This is a genomic window from Pseudarthrobacter chlorophenolicus (genome assembly GCF_000962805.1).
Classification (GTDB): Bacteria; Actinomycetota; Actinomycetes; order Actinomycetales; family Micrococcaceae; genus Arthrobacter; species Arthrobacter chlorophenolicus_A.
In genome coordinates, this window is sequence record NZ_JZTW01000011.1 from 105,398 (window position 1) to 122,685 (window position 17,288).

Here is a 17,288-nt window from a genome sequence, read left to right on the forward strand (position 1 = left end):
CTGTTGCGTACCAAGCTTATGGCCTGCGCCCGGCGTCCGGGCCGCACCAGCCTTTCAGGGCCGCAACGAGCGTGGTCACCAGGCGCCGGGCCGTTTCTTCAGGGGTCAGGCCCAGGGTCTCGATCAGGTCAAAGATTTCACGGGGATCGAACATGACGTTCCAGAGGAACATGGCTTCGTCCCCGGGATCGTCCACGCCCAGTTCCAGGCAAGTGTCCCGCAGGGCCGGACTCAGGGCGTCCGCCTGGACAGTCAGGTGGGTGGCACCGGTACGCAGGCGGGCAAGGTAGCCTTCGCCGGACCTGGTATGGACCATGGCCCTGCCGTGGGCCACCACGAGCTCCACCCACTTGCAGCTGACCAGCCGCAGCAGTTCCAGCCCTGCGGCCTGCTGCCCGCGGCTGTACTCCAGCAATTCGCTGCCCACGTCGAAGCGGAAGCGGGCCAGAACCTCGTCCACGGACGCGAAGTGACGGTACGCGGTAGCGGTGGAAACTTCAGCAGCCCGGGCAATATCGGCCATGGTGGCCTGCCGGCCCTCAGCGAATAGCCGGCCGGCGGACCGGATGATGTGCTTTCGGTTGCGCAGCGTATCGCTGCGCAACCCGGGAGCCGCGCCGGCGGTGGTCATCACCGCTGCTTCAGTGCCGCCAGGCCGGCCCCCAGGCGTTCCACGCCTGCTGCGATGGCCTCCGCGCTGGCGGCGTAAGACAGCCGGAGGTGGAACTCGCCGTTGCGGCCGAATTCGCTGCCGGGGCGCACGGCCACGCCGTGGTTGCGAAGGTGCGCCACCATCTCGGCGGCGGGCAGGCCGGCGTCGTACTTCGGGAAAAGGTAGAACGCACCCTCCGGTGAGCTGACCGTCAGCCCCGGAATTTCCTTCAGGCCCGTGTACATCAGCTCCCGGCGGGCCGCATAGGAGGCGTGCATCCGCTCGATGTCCGGGCCGCAGGTTTCCAGTGCGGTCAGGGCTGCCAGCTGCACGGCGGTGTTCATGGACCCGTTGAAGGTGTTGTGCACCCGGGCCGCGGAGGCGATGACGTCCGGCGGGCCCCACAGGTAGCCCACCCGCCACCCGGTCATGGCGTAGCTCTTGGAGAAGGTCTGGCAGTAGATGGTGCGTCCGGCCAGGCCGTCGATTTCAAGTGCGGAGGTGAACGGTTCAGGGGTGTAGACCAGATCGCTGTAGGCCTCGTCGGAGAGCACCAGGATGTCCGTCCCGGCCACGAACCCGGCAAGGGCTTCGAGTTCTGCCCGGGAGTGGACAATGCCGGTGGGGTTGGACGGGTTGCAGAAGACGAACATCTTCGCTCCCTCCAGGGCTCCGGCCAGCTTCTCGAGGTCCCAGTGCAGGTCCTCCGCCAGCGGTACCGGGACAATGATTCCGCCGGCCATGCTGACCAGGTCCGCGTACAGCGAGTACGTGGGGTCCGGAATGACCACCTTGTCCCCGGGATTGACCGTGCCCAGGATGGCCGCGGCCAGCCCGGCCGTACCGCCCTGGGTCACCAGGATGTCGCCGGTGCTCACCGGGGAGCCCCGCAGGGCACCGATTCGCCCGGCCAGGGCATCCCGAAGCGCGGGTTCGCCCAGCAGCGGCGAGTAGTGGGTGTGGCCGTCCTTTAGGGCCTGGGCCGCTGCTTCGCGGACCTGCACCGGGGTGTCGAAGTCAGGTTCACCCATGGCCAGGGACACCAGATCGCCGCTGGACTGGGGCTGTTGGACGCGAAGGGACGTCCGGAGCACGCGCTGGACGGCTTCGGACGGCGGGAAGCTGAGGGCTGTGGGGGCTGCAGGGATGGTCATGGGGTGTCCTTCCAGACAAAAGGGAGCGGGGTTCCTGCCGGGGTCTTACGCGGCAGGAACCATCAGGTGGTGGGCCGCAGGTTCTACGCGGTGGTTTCGGGGAGGTCTGCTGCGGGCGCGCCGGTCCAGCGGCTGATTTCGATGTCGCCGGACGTATCGCGCTGCCGGGTGGGGGCGATGACCAGCTCCTGGACCACCGTGCGCTGCGGGAGGGTGGCCACCAGGTGGATGGCACGGGCCACGTCTTCGGGCTGGACCATGGCGTCCCGCTCCTCCTGGCGTGGCGGACGGGCGCGGTTGTCCAGGATAGGCGTGGCCGTCTCGCCCGGCAGGATGGTGACGGCCCGGAGACCGTCGTTGCGGAACGTCGTATGCAGGTACGTCATGAAGTTCCGCACGGCGGCCTTCGCTGCACCGTACGCTGCGCCACCCAGGAGATTGGGGGTCACTGCGGCCAGCGAAGAGACGGTGATGATGGTACCGGTGTTGCGGGCCAGCATGTCCGGCAGGACGGCCTGGCTGAGCAGGAACACGGCGTTCAGGTTGACGTCCAGGACCTGGTTCCACTCCTCCTCGGCGATCCACCGCACGTTGAGGATCTTGCTGGCACTGCCGGCGTTGTTAATTAGGATGTCCACCGGTCCCACGTTGTCCCGGGTCCAGGCCACAAGGGCGTCCACCTCGTCCTTGTTCGCGATGTCCGCGGTCCGTGCGTACGCCGTGCCTCCGGCTTCCGTGATCTCAGCGGAGAGTTCGTCCAGGACGTCCCGGCGGCGGCCCACGAGAACCACCGCGGCGCCTTCGGCGGCGAGGAGTTTGGCGGTTTCACGGCCCATGCCCGTACCGGCCCCGGTGATGATGGCAGCCTTGCCGTTCAGTAGCTCCATGGTGTGTCTCTTTCTTCCGGCGCGCTGCGGTTGGCTGCGCGGCAGGCGGTGCCGGGCAAACCGGCTAAAGCAAGAACAAACTTATATTTGAGAATAGTTTCTCATTTGATACTCGGCTAGTCAACGCGTTTTATGCGGCGCGGACGCCGGAGGGCGCAGCGTTGCTGGCTGCGAGGGGAAGCCCCACGGCGGTGAACAGGGCGCGGACCCGGTCCTCCAGGGTGGCCAGCAGCCTTTGCTGTTCCCGCCACCGTTCGACGGCGGCCTCCTGGCTGAGCCAGCGGAAGGTCATCTTCCGGCCGGGGCTGGCCTGGCCCAGGAGCGGCAGGGAGGCTTTGGCGGCCACTGCCACGATCGGATAGCCGGCGGTCAGGGTCCGGGAGCGGCCCAGGATAATCAGTTCGTCGCCGTGCGGGATCTCGAACGCGCCGATCGGAACACCATGGGAAACAATCTCGCCGAGACCCTCCGGATGGATCACCGGCCCGTCCAGCCTGAGCCCCACATGGTTGGACCTGCCGCCAACGGTATAGACGCTGCTGCTCAGCAACTCCCGAATGCCCGGCGTTCCCGCCGTTTCCGGCCCGTCCACCACATCAATGGTCCATACGCCGGCGCTGAAGTCCGGGACGGGTACCGGCAGCCGGAAGAGCGGCTGGCCCAGGTAAGGCTGGCTGAAGCCGCGGTACCGGCTGTCCAGCGCCACCTTCTGCCCGGCGGCAAGCTGCTGCGGGAACCCCATCCTGGACTCCGGCGCTGCGCTGCCCATGAACCGCGGCGTCTCCAGTTCGCCGCTGAAGGCGAGGTAGTTACGCATGCCGTCGCGGGCGTTCGAGATGGCCACCCGGGTCTGTGCCGGGACGCAGACCGGCTGCCACATGGGCACGGGCACTCCCCCGACGGCAACATCGGCCGGGGTTCCTGTGACGGAGATGAAGACGTCCCGGGACGCGGTGAAGGTGAACCGGCCGCCCATGATCTCCACCAGCGCATCAGTGCGTCGGTTACCCACCAGGATGTTGGCGGTGGCGGCGGAAAGCTGGTCCGCGGCCCCACCGCAGGGAACACCGAGGTATTCGGAGTCCTCGCGGCCCAGGTCCTGGAAGGTGGAGAGCCAGCCCGCTTCGTGGATGGTGATGGCGGCCTGGTACTCATGCGTCGGTTCCATGCCGGCCGCCTTCCTGCTGGTGTGCGGGCCGGAGGAACCGGCCTTCCAGTTCAGCCCAGCGGCTTTCCGGGATGATCTCGAACCTGACGCGGTCCCCCGGGCGGTACGAGGTTGCGGGATCCTCGTGGATGTCGCAGATGGTCAGGGGCGTGCGGCCGATGACTTTCCAGCCGCTGGGGCCGGGGAACGGCTGGATGATGGCACTGGTCCCGGCCACCATGACCGATCCGGGCGGAACATCGGTCCTGGGCTCGGCGCAGCGGCTGACCTGGCCGGGGAAGTTCACGCCGGCCATCATGGGCGCCATGGCGGCCGCCAGGAGGTTGATGGTCAGCACGGATGAGGTCAGCGCCGAAAGCGTGGCCTCCTGGCTCAGTCCCAGCTCCTGGGCCACTCCGGGAAGGTCGGGCGAAAACTCCCCGCTGACCACCATGGGAACCACCAGGTCCTTGGCTCCGGCAACGGGGCCGGCGTCCTGGAGGCCCATGCCTGCAACAGCCAGCCGGATGGTCTGGGCAAGCTGGCCGTGGCTGACCGCAAGGCAGTCGAACTCCACCAGCAGCGATTCGGCGCCCGAGACCAGGTTCAGGACTCCGTAGGGACGGACGTCAAGGAGGATGTCACGCAGCCTCCGGGCACCCGCGCGCCGGGCCTCCGCGTCCTCGTCGGCAATTCTTAGCATGAGGGCTGAATCCCCGAAGGGTTCGGCTTCCACGCCGGGGGGACGGCGGAGGGATCCGGCTGGCGGTAGTGGCGTGGTCATCAGTCCTGCTCGGCGGTGCTGGCGGCGGTCAAGGGGTGCGGTGGGGCGGTCAGGCCGCGGCTGCTGCCTTGGCTTTTTCGGCCAGGACGTCCTGCAGGCCGGTTGCGGCAATGCCTGCCTTGTCCAGCGCGGCGCGCAGCGCTGTGCCGTTCTCCAGGACCTGGGGGTGGTCGCCGTGCAGGAGGACCACGTCGGCGTCGTGGCCCAGCGGGACCACCTTGCCGGTGACCGCACGGACGGTGCCTTCGGTGACCACCTGGACAACCCGGCGGCCGATCTCTTCCGGATCGTGCAGCAGGGCGCCCTCGGTGTTGCGGGAGACGGGCATGCCGTCCTCACCGTAGCCGCGGTCGGCCAGGAAGACGTAGCCCACTTCCAGGCCGCGTTTACGGGATTCCTCGGCGAGCAGGCCGTTCTGGCAGATGACGATGTAGGAGGGATCGTAGGCCTTGATCGCATCGGTGATGGCGCGGGCGTGCTTCGCATCGGTCTGGGCGATGCTGCCCATCCGGCCGTGCGGCGCCACGTGGCTGATCTTGCCGCCGTGGATCCGGGCGAAGGCGTCCAGGGCACCGATCTGGTAGAGGACGTCCGTGCGGATTTCCTCTTCGCTGGCCTCGATCAGGCGGCGGCCAAAGCCCACCAGGTCCGGGTAGCCGGGGTGGGCGCCGAGCTCGATGCCGCGCTCCACGCAGGACTTCACGGTGGCGTCCATGACGCGCGGATCGCCGGCGTGGAAGCCGCAGGCGATGTTGGAGGCGGTGACGAGGCCCAGCAGGGCCTCGTCGTCGCCGATGCTGTAGTTTCCGTAGCTCTCGCCGAGGTCCGCGACGACGGCGACTGAGTTGATGCCCAAGGTGACTCCCGAGTTCGTGGTGTGGTGCTTATGGTCCAACGACGGCGGCCTCCCGGCAATGGCGGCAGGCCGCCGTCGTGCGTGTTCTTTAGTGCGTGGCCAGCGGCTGGCCCTTGGTCTCCTTGAGGAAGTAGACCGAGACGAGCGTGATGATGGCGGTGCCGATGGAGGCGTACGCCGGAACCATGCTGTTGCCCGTGGCCTTGATGATTTCCGTCATGACCAGCGGGGCGCTGCCGCCGAAGATGATGGTGCTGAGGCTGAACCCGATGCTGTAGGCGCTGTAGCGGACGGTGGTGGGGAACATCTCCGTCAGGACGGTGTGCACCACGGCGGCGTGGCCGGAGAAGGCGATGGCCATGACCACGGTGGCGATGCAGGCCATCAGCATGTTGCCGGTGGTGATCATCGCGAACATGGGGTAGGAAACGGCGGCCATCAGAACCGCGGACAGTGCCAGCACAGGCTTGCGTCCGATGCGGTCCGAGAGCCGCGCCATCAGCGGGATGGAGATGATGATGGCCACGAGGCTGAAACCGGTGACGGTGAGGGCCTGGAGCATGCTGAAGTTGTGGCCGGAGCCCAGTTGGGTCTTCAGGTACGTAGGCATGTAGGCGAACAGCAGGTAGTAGCCGGGGCCGTTCAACGCCGGCAGGAAGATGGTCAGTGCGATGGCCTTCAGGTGGCGCTTGGACGTGAAGACCGCGCGCAGGGGGTTACGCTCTACTTCGTTGCGTTCGCGGAGGGCCGCGAAGTGCGGGGTGTCTTCCATCTTGGAACGGATGTAGTAGCCCACATAGCCGAGCGGTACCGCGAAGAGGAACGGGATGCGCCAAGCCCAGGATTCCATGGTGGCATCACCCAAGGTGGTGATCAGGACTGCGGAGAAGCCGCTGCCGAAGAGCAGCGCGCAGAAGGAGCCCACCGCGATAAAGCTCATGGAGTAGTTGCGGTGTTTGTTGTGCGCGTATTCGCCCACAAAAGCCATGGCACCGGCAACCTCGCCGCCGGCGGAGAAGCCCTGAAGGATGCGGAGCAGGATGAGCAGGGCCGGGGCCGCCCAGCCGATCACTGAGGATGACGGGATCAGGCCGATGCAGGCCGTGGCGCCGGAGATGAGCAGCAGGAGCATGGAGAGCAGGTTCTTGCGGCCCAGCCTGTCGCCCAGGTAGCCGCAGATGACGCTGCCGAAGGGGCGGGCCAGGAAGCTTACCAGGAAGCCGACATTGGTCAGCAGGAGCGATCCCACGTCCTTGGAACCCATGATGTTGATGGCCAGGTAGGTGGTCAGCAGCCCGTAGATGCCGTAGTCGTACCACTCCACGAAGGAGCCCATGGTGCCGGCGATGGTTGCCTTGCGCACCACTTTGCCGTCGGCGGTGACGACTTTGATTTGTGCGGTGTTCAGTTCCACTGAGTCCGTCGATGCAGTAGTCATTGGATGTCTTTCAGTCTAGGGCTGGTTCATGGCACCGGATAGCGGCGCTCAGCTGTATTCGCGGGTAGTCTCGGCCGTCATTTCGGCCTCGTGGGCGGCGACGGCGATGACGCGTTCCAGGATTTCTGCCGCACGGGCCTGGGGGATGATCACGACGCCGTCATCGTCGGCGGCGACGATGTCACCTGCGGCGCACACGATGCCGCCGATGGCCACCGGTTCGCCGATGACACCCGGGCCGTTCTTGAACGGACCAGCAGGGGTGACGCCGCGGGCGAACACCGGGAACTTGATCTCGGTGATCGTCTGGCGGTCGCGGATGTAACCGTCGATCACGGCGCCGGTAGCGCCGGCTGCTTCGAACCGCTGGGACAGCTGCTCTCCCACCAGGGCGCGGTGTTCGTGGCCGAAGCCGTTGATCACCACCACGTCGCCCGGCTGGATGTAGTTAAGGGCTTCGATAACTGCAGCGTTGTCGCCGGCAGCGCCGAGGACCGGGAGTGCCGAACCGACGCACCGGGCACCGGGCCAAACGGCACTGATGCCCCCGTCCACAATGCCCAGGCGCTCCATGGCGTCGCCGATGTTGGCTACCGGGAATGCCTCGAACGCCTTGACCAGTTCCTGCGGCAGGCGCGTCCAGGCGGCCTTGCGGACTGTGAGCTCGAGAGTTGTTGCCATTGTTGTCACCTTTGCTGGTTCTGCGGACGACGCCGGCCCTGATCCGGTTGATCAAATGAGGCGGCAATCACATATGAGAAAAGTTTCGCGTTTAAACCGGGATTCGTCAAGGGGTGCGATGGCGGCCCCTTGAATAAGTCGGAGGTTTGTTGCCAGCTCGTAAATTCCCGGCAGGGCGAGGTAACAACCGTGTGTCAGCTCACAAATTTCCGTTGACTTGACTCCTGCAATAAGAGAAACTCTTCTCATTCGCGAACTTTCTCGCAGATTTCCCCTTGTATCGAGGAGACACCATGCACGGACGAATTACCGCCCTGGGCGCAGCCGCGGCGGCCGCAGCGTTGCTGCTGACCGGCTGCACCACGGGCAGCACAGGTGCTGCCGCCCCTGCCGGCAGCGCAGGCCCATCGACGGACACCATCCGGACCGCGCTCAACGCGGACCCCACCACCTTCAACGCTGCCAAGGCCAACGCCAAGGACGACTACGAGGTGGCGCGCTTCCTGTACGACACAGTGGTCCGGCGCGATGCCGACGGCAAGTTCATCGGCGGCCTGGCCACCGACTGGAAGTCAACCGCCACCGAGGCGTCACTGACCATCCGCAAGGACGCCACCTGCGCCGACGGCACCGTCATCACGCCCGGCATCGTGGCCAAGTCCCTCAGCTATTTCGCCGATCCCGCCACCAAGAACAACTTCGGCAAGCTGGTCTTTGGCCCCGGCCAGCCAACCATCACCGCCGACGACGCGGCCGGCACTGTAGACATCAAGCTCGCCCAGCCCTGGTCGGAACTGATCGGCGGCCTGACCCTGGCCCAGACCGGCATCATCTGCCCCGCCGGACTTGCCGACCTTGACGGGCTCGCCAAGGGCTCCGTACAAGGTGCTTTCTCCGGCCCGTACACGCTGACCAAGGCCAGCCACGGCGTCAGCTACGACATGACCCTGCGCGACGACTACAAAGCCTGGCCCAAGTGGTCACAGGAACCGGAAGGAACCCCGGCCAAGACCGTGCGGTTCTTCCCCGGCGTCAACAAGACGACGGTGGCCAACCAGCTCCTCACCGGTGAGATGGACGTTTCCGACATCGCGCCGGCGGACACGGCCCGCTTTGAAGGCAACAAGGACTACACCGTCACCACTGTGCCCTTCGCCGGTATCTTCCTGCTCTTCAACCAGCGCCCGGGAAGCCCCTTCACCGATCCGGCCCTGCGCAAGGCGGTGGCCCAGCTGATGAACCAGCAAGCCTTCAACGCCGCGGCCTACGCCAACAAGGGAATCACCTACAACTCCATCGTCGCTCCCACGGTCGCCTGCGCCCTTGAAGATAGCTCCCGGATCACCAAGGAAGACGCCGACGCTGCCAAGGCTGTGCTCGCCGGAAAGACCTTCAAGATGGTGGGCACCACCAGCATCGGCCCCAACGGCGCCGGAAGCACCTATGTGCAGGAGGCCCTTCGCGCCGCCGGTGCCACCGTGGACCTGAACCTCGTGGACAACGGAACCTGGGCCACCATGACCCAGACCAAGCCTGAAACCTGGGACATGACGGTCCAGGGCGACGCCAACTTTGTTGGAACTGTCGCTGCCTCCCTTACCCGCATCGCCGGCGTCCCCACGGACAAGGGCGGGCGCAACATCGGCGGCGGCGAAAATGCCGACATCCTTGCCGACATTTCAGCTGCCCAGGCCGCCACCGATGATGCCCAGCGCTGCGACGCCTACACGAAGGCACAGATCAGCGCCTTGGAAGACAACGACATCTACCCGTTCGTGGGCGAACCCCAGATCGTCGCCCAGCGCCCCGGATTCTCCATCCAGGCACCGTCGGGCATCGTCGACTACGGCACCCTGCGGATCACTAAGTAAGTAGAGGTTCGTAGAAGATGACAGAACCTACAATGCTCTCCAAGGAAGCAGTAATCCTTGAGGAGAGCCGGACCCAGGGAGCCGCCGCAGGCTCCCGGGGTACCCCCCGGGGGCTCTCGCCCTGGGGCAGTTACGCCCTTCGCCGCGCCGGCGGCGTGGTGCTCTCCGTGGCCCTTCTCGTCGTCGTGACCTTCTTCATGGTGCCGCTGATCCCCGGCGACCCGGCGGTGGCAGTTGCCGGCGCTGACGCCACCAGCGAGCAGATCGAAGCGATCAGGCAGAACCTGGGCCTCAACCAGCCGCTGCACCTGCAGTTCATCCAGTACCTCGGGAACCTGGTCACCGGCAACCTTGGTGAATCCTTCGCGTACAGCACATCCGTGTCCACCATCATCGCCACAAAGCTGCCGTTCACAGCCGAGATCGCCATCCTGGGAATCCTGGTGACCCTGCTGGTCTCCATTCCCGCCGGAATGGCAGTTGGAATCATGACCCGCGGTGGCCGCCAGAAATGGATGGATGTGGGGTTTGGCATGCTGACCGGCTTCTTCCAGGCCGTGCCGCAGTACGTCATTGCCACCATGCTGGTGGTGGTCTTCGCGATTGTCCTGAAGGTACTGCCCGCGGCCGGCGCCGCGACCCTGAGCTCCCTGATCCTGCCCGTGGTGGGCCTCTCCATCGCGCCGATCTGTTCCATTTCCCGCGTGGTCCGGCGCGAAACGGCGACCGTCCTGGAGCAGGACTACCTCCGGACAGGGCGCGGCTGGCGGCTTCCGGCCCTGCGGCTCTACGCACGTCACGCGCTGCCCAACCTGATGACCACCACCCTGACACTTGCCGGGCTCGTTCTTGCGGGCATGCTCGGCGGCGCGATCATCATCGAAAACGTCTTCAACTGGCCCGGCCTCGGCAAGGAAATCGTCACGGCCATCATCAACAAGGACTACCCCGTCATCCAGGGCATCATCCTGGTCCTGGGCTTCCTGGCCATCATCCTCAACCTGCTGGTCGATGTCATCCTCGGCATCATCGATCCGCGCACCCTCGGAGGGGGAAAGTCACATGGCTGAAAACCACCCCGCGAAACGCCGCTTCCGCTGGACGCCCGGCCTCGTCCTCGGCATCGTCCTGATGACCGCGATGGTACTGGTGGGCCTCCTTGCGCCCCTGTTCCTCTCTGATGCCGCCGAAAAGCTCACAGCCAACCCGTCCCAGGGGCCCGGGCCCGGGCACTGGCTCGGCACAGACGACTTCGGCCGGGACGTGCTGGCGCGCTCCCTGGTGGCCACCCGGCTCACGCTGCTGATGACCGCTGCGGCCACGGTGATCGCCGTCGTCGGCGGCATCCTCATTGGCACATTCATCTGGCTGGCGCCGCCCAGGATCCGCAACGCTGTCCTCCGCGTCATCGACGCCGCCGTCGCGTACCCCAGCCTGATCTTCGCCCTTCTTATCGCCGCGATCCTGGGGCAGGGCGCATGGTCCGCAGTGCTTGCCATCGCCATTGCCAGCATCCCGGCGTTCGCCCGCCTCACCGCCAACATGGCAGCCTCGATCTCACAGCGGAACTACGTTTCCACCGCGCGGCTGCTCGGAGTCCCCGGTCCCCGGATCATCACCCGGCATATGCTGCCCAACATGGCCGAGCCGCTGCTGGTGCTGACCGCCACGGTGTTCGCCACCACCCTGATCGAGCTCTCCAGCCTGTCGTTCATCGGCCTCGGCGTCCAGAACCCCGAGTACGACTTCGGCCGCCTCCTCAACGAGTCCCTGGTCAACATCTACTCGCAGCCGCTCCAGGCCGTGATGCCCTCGATCATGATCACCGTGGCGGGCCTGAGCGCCATGCTCATCGGCGACGGGCTGGCCGCGGCCACCGACCCCCGGGGCGGACGGAAGTTTGGCAGTGTCAAGACAGCTTCTGAAGTGCCGGCCTCGCTGCGGGCGGACACCCAGTCGCTGGTGGAGGTGAACAACCTCACGGTCAGCACGCCCAACGGCGTCCCGCTGGTCAAGGGCGTCTCCCTGAGCATCCATCCCGGCGAAGTGGTGGGCCTGGTGGGCGAGTCCGGGTCCGGCAAGTCGCTCACCGCCATGTCCATCGCCGGATTGCTGCCCGAGGAGCTCACCGTCACGGCGCACTCGCTGCGGCTGGGCGAGCTGGACCTGCGGAAGAAGAACGATCCGCGCACGCTGGCCACGTCCATCGGGCTTGTCTACCAGGACCCCGGGACCAGCTTCAACCCCGCGTTGCGGATCGGCTCCCAGCTGACCGAGGTCAGCCGGGTCCATCTCCGGCAGTCCAGGAAGGCGGCCTACGGAAGGATGGTCAAAGCCCTGGCGGACATCCGCATCACCCAGCCGGAAACCCGGATGGGCCAGCACCCGCACGAACTCTCCGGCGGCATGCTGCAGCGCGCCATGATCGCTTCCACCCTGGTTACCGACCCGCGGCTGATCATCGCCGATGAGCCCACCACGGCGTTGGACGTCACCGTCCAGGCGGACGTCCTGCGGCAGTTCCGCACCATCAACAGGGAAATGGGCACCGCGATGCTGTTCATTTCCCACGACATCGGCGTGGTGCAGGCCCTGTGCGACAAAGTCATAGTGATGAACGGAGGAAAGATCCTCGAACGCCTCACCGGCGCACAGCTGGCGGCCGGCGATGTCCGGCACCCCTACACCAAGGCATTGCTTGCCGCGACGCCGAGCATCGCCGAGCGGAAAGCCGAACTTGTCTCCGTCCGGGCCGAGGACTTTACCTACGACGAGGTTCCCGATGAGGTTCCGTCAACCGCAGTGCTTTCGGAAGGAAAAGAGTAGCCGCCATGACAAGCTCTGTTACGCCCGCAACCCCCGTCCTGGAAGTCCGCGACCTCGAGGTCACCTTCGGTTCCGGGCACTCCGCAGCGAAAGTCCTCAAAGGCGTCTCCACCGCCATCCTCCGGGGCAAGACACTGGGCATCGTCGGAGAATCCGGCTCGGGCAAGTCCACCCTGGCCAAAGCCATTGTGGGGCTGAACCCCGTCAGCGCCGGAAGCATTGCCGTCAACGGCAAGGACGTCTCGCGGATGTCCGCTGCAGAACGCCGGGCCATGCGGCGGGAAGTCCAAATGATCCCCCAGGACCCTTACTCGTCCTTGAATCCCCGCCGCACCATCGGCCAGACCCTGGCGGAGGCGATCGACCCGGTCCGCTCCAACCCGCGGCTGCACACCGACAGGATTACGCACTGGTTGTCCACCATCCGGCTGGACCCCGACGTGGCCACCAGGTACCCGCACGAGTTCTCAGGCGGGCAGCGGCAACGCATAGCCATCGCCCGCGCCCTGGCGGTGGAACCCCGGCTGATCATTGCCGACGAAATCACCTCAGCCCTGGATCTCTCCGTGCAGGCTGAAATCCTCAACCTCATCAGCCGGCTACGCACCGAACTGGACCTGACCATGGCATTTATCTCCCATGACCTGGACGTGGTGCATCACGTCAGTGACGACATCATGGTGCTTTTCCACGGCGAGGTAGTGGAACTCGGTGACGTGGACAGCGTCTACGGCGCACCCCGGCACCCCTACACCCGTAAGCTGATCGATTCTGTGCCCGGCGGACCGGGGTTCGACATCGGCGAGCGCCGCCAGGCAGCGGCGTAGGGGCACCCGCCATACCAGGCCGCAGTGGTTGCGGTTCCGGACACCCGGAACCGCAACGGCTGCGGCCTGCCGTGTTTAGGGCGGCGAAACGCCTAGCCGCCCGCCGTCGTCGTTATTGCTGCTCCTGCCATGTCCCGGACAGCTGCGGCAGCGGCTCCTGCGAGCTCATTTGGCGACAGGCGGATGTCGAGCAGGATGTGCCGTTCGTCGGCGCCAAGCGGTTCCAGTGCCTCAAGTTGTGAAGCCAGCAGGGAGGCAGGCATGAACTCGTGGTCACGGGCCGCCATCCGGTGAGCCAGCGTATCCATGGCCCCGTCAAGGTGCACGAACAACACCTCCGGGGCATGATGGCGCAGAACATCCCGGTAGCGCCGTTTCAAGGCTGAACACGCGATGATTACCCCGCGTCCCTTGTCCGAACCGGACTGCAGCTCCAGTCCAATCGCCTGGAGCCAAGGTGCGCGGTCCTCGTCATTCAGCGGACTGCCCGCTCCCATCTTCACCTTGTTCGCGGCCGGGTGAAGATCGTCGCCGTCGATGAAGGTCACCCCCAGCGCCCGGCCCAGCAGGGAACCAACCGTTGACTTGCCGGACCCCGAGACGCCCATCACCACCATGGGCGGGCAGCTGTTAGCACTCATTTGAATTGCCTCCGTTGAACTCTTGCCTGCATCTGCACGAAGTGCGATGATTGTCACACATGAGAAAAGTTTCTCAGATTGGCGGCGGGGACGTCAACGGATTTTTCGTTCGACGCCGCTCCATCTGGGTCCAACTATCAACGAGGCGCACCCAATGCAGACAGTTCGTACCATCACCTTCCCGGACCGGGAACTGCTCGCCAAGCTCCAGCCACTGCCGGCCGGTATCGAGGCCGCAGTTTGGGACTTGAAGTCTGAGCCGGAGGGAGTTGACCTGCCCGGGATCGACGGCGTGATCCTGCCCTACATTGATGCCTCCGCCGTCCTGGGCTCGCTGGCCGAGGCGCCCAACCTGAAGTTCGTCCAGACACAGTCCACGGGCTTCGACGGCGTTCCGGAAGCGGCCGGCCCCGCGGCTGCGGTGTCCAGCGCCTCCGGCGTCCATGCCGCAGCCACGGCAGAACTCGCCATTGGCCTGATCATCGCGAAACTCCGCGGCATCGACGAAGCGGTACGCAACCAGCAGACAGGGACCTGGAAGCCGCAGCGCCGGTCCTCGCTGGCAGACCGCAGGGTGCTGCTGGTCGGCGTTGGCGGAATCGGCCACGAGATAGCCCGGCGCCTGGAGCCCTTCGAGGTGGAGATCACCCGCGTGGGAAGCTCCGCCCGGGACGACAGCGAAGGGTACATCCACGCCTCAACCGAACTTGAAGCGCTGGCCGCAACCCACGACATCCTGGTGGCCGTGACCCCGCTGAACCAGCACACGCACCAACTGGTCAACGCCGCCGTCCTGGCAGCACTTCCGGACGGCGCCCTGGTGGTCAACGTGGGCCGCGGGCCCGTGGTGGACACTGCGGCGCTCACCGCAGAAGTCGTCGCGGGCCGGCTGCACTGCGCCCTGGACGTGGTCGACCCGGAACCGCTGCCGGCCGACCACCCGCTATGGGCCAGCCCCAACGCCCTGATCACCCCGCATATCGGAGGCAACGCTTCAGCCTTTGAGCCGCGAATCGTGAAGTTTCTGGCCGCGCAGCTGGCAACCCTGGCCAGTGGCGGCAGGCCGGCCAACCTTGTCCAGGAAGGGCGGCTCTGACAGCCGCTTGGTCCGGGGACCTTTTGCTGGTGCTTCGCCCCTGAACCAATCCCCACCCCGCCCATTGACCCATCCGACGCAGAATTGATGACAGTCATGAAAAGCAGAGCCCTCGTCCATCGGAAGTTTGAAGACCGTGTGGGGCCCATCCTCCCCCGTGGCGCACAGATGCCACAGGACGGACCGGCCCCCGCCATGGCAGGCCGGGCGCCGGCAGTGGGGATCAAGGACACGTCGGTTGGGGATTACGGCAGAGGTGCCGCAGAGGCGGCAGCCTTCGGCCCGACTGGTGGCTACCGCTGAATGATGCTGGGGGTAGGCCGGGGGGCGATTATGAAGCCCGCCGCTCATAAGCCCCCGTGGATTCTGACCTGAATCCAAGGCAGGCACTTATTAGGTTGCTCGACTCCTCGCCCCCTTCATTCTTCATGGGAATAGATCCTGAGCGCACTCAGTTATGAGTGTAATCACCGACGCATGGATGCGCAGCAAACCTGAGCCTCCATGACAGCCACGTGGCTGGACAGCGGTGATGCACTGATACATCGAACGCAAAAGGACCACTCCATGACCCTTTCCGCACTATGGCAACCTTTGACTCTTGGCCGCCTTGACCTGTCCCACCGGCTGGCACTGGCACCCATGACCCGCAACCGTTCCAATCCGGATGGCACGCCGGGCAGCCTTGTGGCCGAGTACTACGGCCAGCGCGCCTCCCTGGGATTGATCATCACAGAGGGCACGCAGCCTTCTCCAGACGGTCAGGGCTACGCGAACACGCCGGGAATCTACACGCCCGGGCATGTAGCTGGCTGGCGAAACGTCACAGAAGCAGTCCATGCGGAAGGCGGGGCGGTGTTCATCCAGCTGATGCATGCGGGACGCATGTCCCACCCGGACAACACTCCCCACCACCGCCAGCCCGTAGCACCGTCAGCCATTTCCGCCGGGCAGGACATCTTCACGCCGAACGGGCCTCAAAAGACGCCGACACCAAGGACGCTGAGTGCGGCTGACATCCGGGCCACCATTGATGACTTCCGCCACGCCGCCGCATCGGCCATCGCAGCCGGCGCGGACGGAGTGGAAATCCATGGGGCTAACGGTTACCTCCTGCACCAGTTCCTCTCCCCCAACGCAAACCACCGCACCGACGCCTATGGCGGAACGATAGAGAACCGCTCGCGGTTCGTGATCGAACTCGCAGAGGCCATAGCCGAGGAAATCGGAGCCGACAGGGTTGGCATTCGCCTCTCCCCCGCCATGCCCCTGGGCGGAATCGACGAAGGAGACACCGAGAGCGTCCGCGCCCAATACCGGCACCTGGTCGGCGAACTTGCGTCCCTGAACCTGGCATACCTGCATCTTCACCATGTAGGCGACGACGAACTGCTCCGCACCCTCAGGAAGATGTGGCCGACGGCGGTACTTGTAGTCCGCTACGGACGGAACCGCGAGCAGATCGCCGACGACGTCGCGGCCGGCTTTGCGGACGTGGCCCCGTTGGGCCGTTTCGCCCTGGCCAATCCCGACATCGTTGAGCGCCTGCGCCTAAACGCCCCGTTGAACGAGGTGGATCCCAGCACCCTCTACGTCGGCGGGGCAACCGGGTACACCGACTACCCGGCCCTTGCCCACTCCTAATCCCGCCCTATCCCGGCCGACCGGCGCGGATGGAAAATCACCACAGAAAGTTCTTGAAATGCACTCACTCCATGGAGCAGTCGTCTTCGTCACCGGCGCAAACGGCGGCATCGGAACCCACTTCGTCCACGCGGCCCTGGCGCGCGGCGCCAGCAAGGTCTATGCGACCGCACGCACGCCCCGGACCTGGGAGGACGAACGCATCGTCCCACTGACCCTGGACATCACAGACCCGGCGTCAATACAGGCCGCCGTCGAGACTGCAGGCGATGTCACAGTACTGATCAACAACGCTGGAGCGTCCGTGGCAACTTTCGGCATCCTGAGCCATACGGATGAGGAGATCCGCACCAACGTGGAGACGAACTTCCTCGGCCCCCTCTTCCTGGCCCGCGCTTTCGCGCCGATCCTCTCAGCCAAGGAAAACGCCGCGATCATCGACATCCACTCCGCCATGAGCTGGTACGCCGTCGGTGGCATCTACAGTGCCACCAAGGCCGCACTCTGGTCGGCAACCAACTCGTTGCGCCTGGAACTCGCCCCTGCAGGCGTCCATGTGGTGGGCGTCCATGTCGGCTATGTCGATACGGCGATGGCCGCACACGCCACCGACCCCAAGATGGACCCTGCCGAACTGGTGACTACGGTACTGAACGCCGTCGAAGCCGGCGAGTATGAAGTTCTCGCCGACGAGACATCGGTGCAGCTCAAGGCCGGGCTCAGCGCCCCCATCGAGGCGGTCTACCCGCAACTTGCGGCCAGCAAGTAGTAGCAACAACTGCCG

Annotated in this window: 16 protein-coding genes; 7 read left to right on the forward strand and 9 right to left on the reverse strand. The window is 65.6% G+C overall.

Annotated elements, in window-relative coordinates; genetic code table 11:
- Window positions 1–16: 16 nt before the first annotated feature.
- From UC32_RS12570 to UC32_RS12605, 8 genes are all read right to left on the reverse strand, one after another.
- The gene (locus tag UC32_RS12570) at window positions 17–631 is read right to left on the reverse strand and encodes a TetR/AcrR family transcriptional regulator (RefSeq protein WP_045731547.1); all 615 of its coding nucleotides are present in this window, start codon (window positions 629–631) and stop codon (window positions 17–19) included.
- Window positions 631–1,806: a pyridoxal phosphate-dependent aminotransferase gene (locus UC32_RS12575; protein WP_045731548.1), complete on the reverse strand. Its 1,176-nt coding sequence runs from the start codon at window positions 1,804–1,806 to the stop codon at window positions 631–633. The genes UC32_RS12570 and UC32_RS12575 overlap by 1 nt, the downstream gene beginning before the upstream one ends.
- Before the next feature lie 83 nt (window positions 1,807–1,889).
- Window positions 1,890–2,693, reverse strand: a complete 804-nt coding sequence (locus UC32_RS12580; protein WP_045731549.1) for an SDR family oxidoreductase — start codon at window positions 2,691–2,693, stop codon at window positions 1,890–1,892.
- Window positions 2,694–2,823: 130 nt separating this feature from the next.
- Window positions 2,824–3,861: a 5-oxoprolinase subunit C family protein gene (locus UC32_RS12585; protein WP_045731550.1), complete on the reverse strand. Its 1,038-nt coding sequence runs from the start codon at window positions 3,859–3,861 to the stop codon at window positions 2,824–2,826.
- Window positions 3,845–4,624, reverse strand: a complete 780-nt coding sequence (locus UC32_RS12590; protein WP_082072104.1) for a carboxyltransferase domain-containing protein — start codon at window positions 4,622–4,624, stop codon at window positions 3,845–3,847. Before UC32_RS12590 ends, UC32_RS12585 begins: the two co-directional genes overlap by 17 nt.
- Window positions 4,625–4,673: 49 nt before the next feature.
- Window positions 4,674–5,480 carry a LamB/YcsF family protein gene (locus UC32_RS12595; RefSeq protein WP_045731591.1) on the reverse strand — a complete coding sequence of 269 codons (807 nt, stop codon included), beginning with the start codon at window positions 5,478–5,480 and terminating at the stop codon, window positions 4,674–4,676.
- Between the two features lie 88 nt (window positions 5,481–5,568).
- Window positions 5,569–6,918 (reverse strand): MFS transporter, encoded by a 1,350-nt coding sequence (locus UC32_RS12600; RefSeq protein WP_045731551.1) that lies wholly within the window; start codon window positions 6,916–6,918, stop codon window positions 5,569–5,571.
- 48 nt (window positions 6,919–6,966) lie between these two features.
- The gene (locus UC32_RS12605; protein WP_045731552.1) at window positions 6,967–7,599 is read right to left on the reverse strand and encodes an RraA family protein; all 633 of its coding nucleotides are present in this window, start codon (window positions 7,597–7,599) and stop codon (window positions 6,967–6,969) included.
- A 293-nt stretch (window positions 7,600–7,892) separates the two neighbouring features.
- On the opposite strand from UC32_RS12605, the gene UC32_RS12610 reads away from it, so the two are divergent.
- The 4 genes from UC32_RS12610 to UC32_RS12625 are packed head-to-tail and all read left to right on the forward strand — an operon-like array spanning window position 7,893 to window position 13,123.
- A complete protein-coding gene (locus UC32_RS12610; protein WP_045731553.1) occupies window positions 7,893–9,470 on the forward strand; it encodes an ABC transporter substrate-binding protein in 1,578 nt (525 codons plus the stop codon).
- A gap of 17 nt (window positions 9,471–9,487) precedes the next feature.
- Window positions 9,488–10,540 (forward strand): ABC transporter permease, encoded by a 1,053-nt coding sequence (locus tag UC32_RS12615; RefSeq protein WP_235423659.1) that lies wholly within the window; start codon window positions 9,488–9,490, stop codon window positions 10,538–10,540.
- A complete protein-coding gene (locus tag UC32_RS12620; protein WP_082072105.1) occupies window positions 10,533–12,296 on the forward strand; it encodes a dipeptide/oligopeptide/nickel ABC transporter permease/ATP-binding protein in 1,764 nt (587 codons plus the stop codon). The genes UC32_RS12615 and UC32_RS12620 overlap by 8 nt, the downstream gene beginning before the upstream one ends.
- Before the next feature lie 5 nt (window positions 12,297–12,301).
- The gene (locus UC32_RS12625; protein ID WP_045731555.1) at window positions 12,302–13,123 is read left to right on the forward strand and encodes an ATP-binding cassette domain-containing protein; all 822 of its coding nucleotides are present in this window, start codon (window positions 12,302–12,304) and stop codon (window positions 13,121–13,123) included.
- Window positions 13,124–13,215: 92 nt separating this feature from the next.
- On the opposite strand, the gene UC32_RS12630 is transcribed toward UC32_RS12625, so the two are convergent.
- Window positions 13,216–13,764, reverse strand: a complete 549-nt coding sequence (locus UC32_RS12630) for a gluconokinase (RefSeq protein WP_045731556.1) — start codon at window positions 13,762–13,764, stop codon at window positions 13,216–13,218.
- Between the two features lie 154 nt (window positions 13,765–13,918).
- Between UC32_RS12630 and UC32_RS12635 the strand changes: the two genes are divergently transcribed.
- From UC32_RS12635 to UC32_RS12645, 3 genes are all read left to right on the forward strand, one after another.
- The gene (locus UC32_RS12635; RefSeq protein ID WP_045731557.1) at window positions 13,919–14,860 is read left to right on the forward strand and encodes a 2-hydroxyacid dehydrogenase; all 942 of its coding nucleotides are present in this window, start codon (window positions 13,919–13,921) and stop codon (window positions 14,858–14,860) included.
- Window positions 14,861–15,427: 567 nt separating this feature from the next.
- On the forward strand, window positions 15,428–16,504 hold the full coding sequence (locus UC32_RS12640; RefSeq protein WP_045731593.1) for an alkene reductase: 1,077 nt from the start codon (window positions 15,428–15,430) through the stop codon (window positions 16,502–16,504).
- 58 nt (window positions 16,505–16,562) lie between these two features.
- Complete coding sequence (locus UC32_RS12645; RefSeq protein ID WP_045731558.1) at window positions 16,563–17,273, forward strand: SDR family oxidoreductase; 711 nt, start codon at window positions 16,563–16,565, stop codon at window positions 17,271–17,273.
- Window positions 17,274–17,288: the final 15 nt, after the last annotated feature.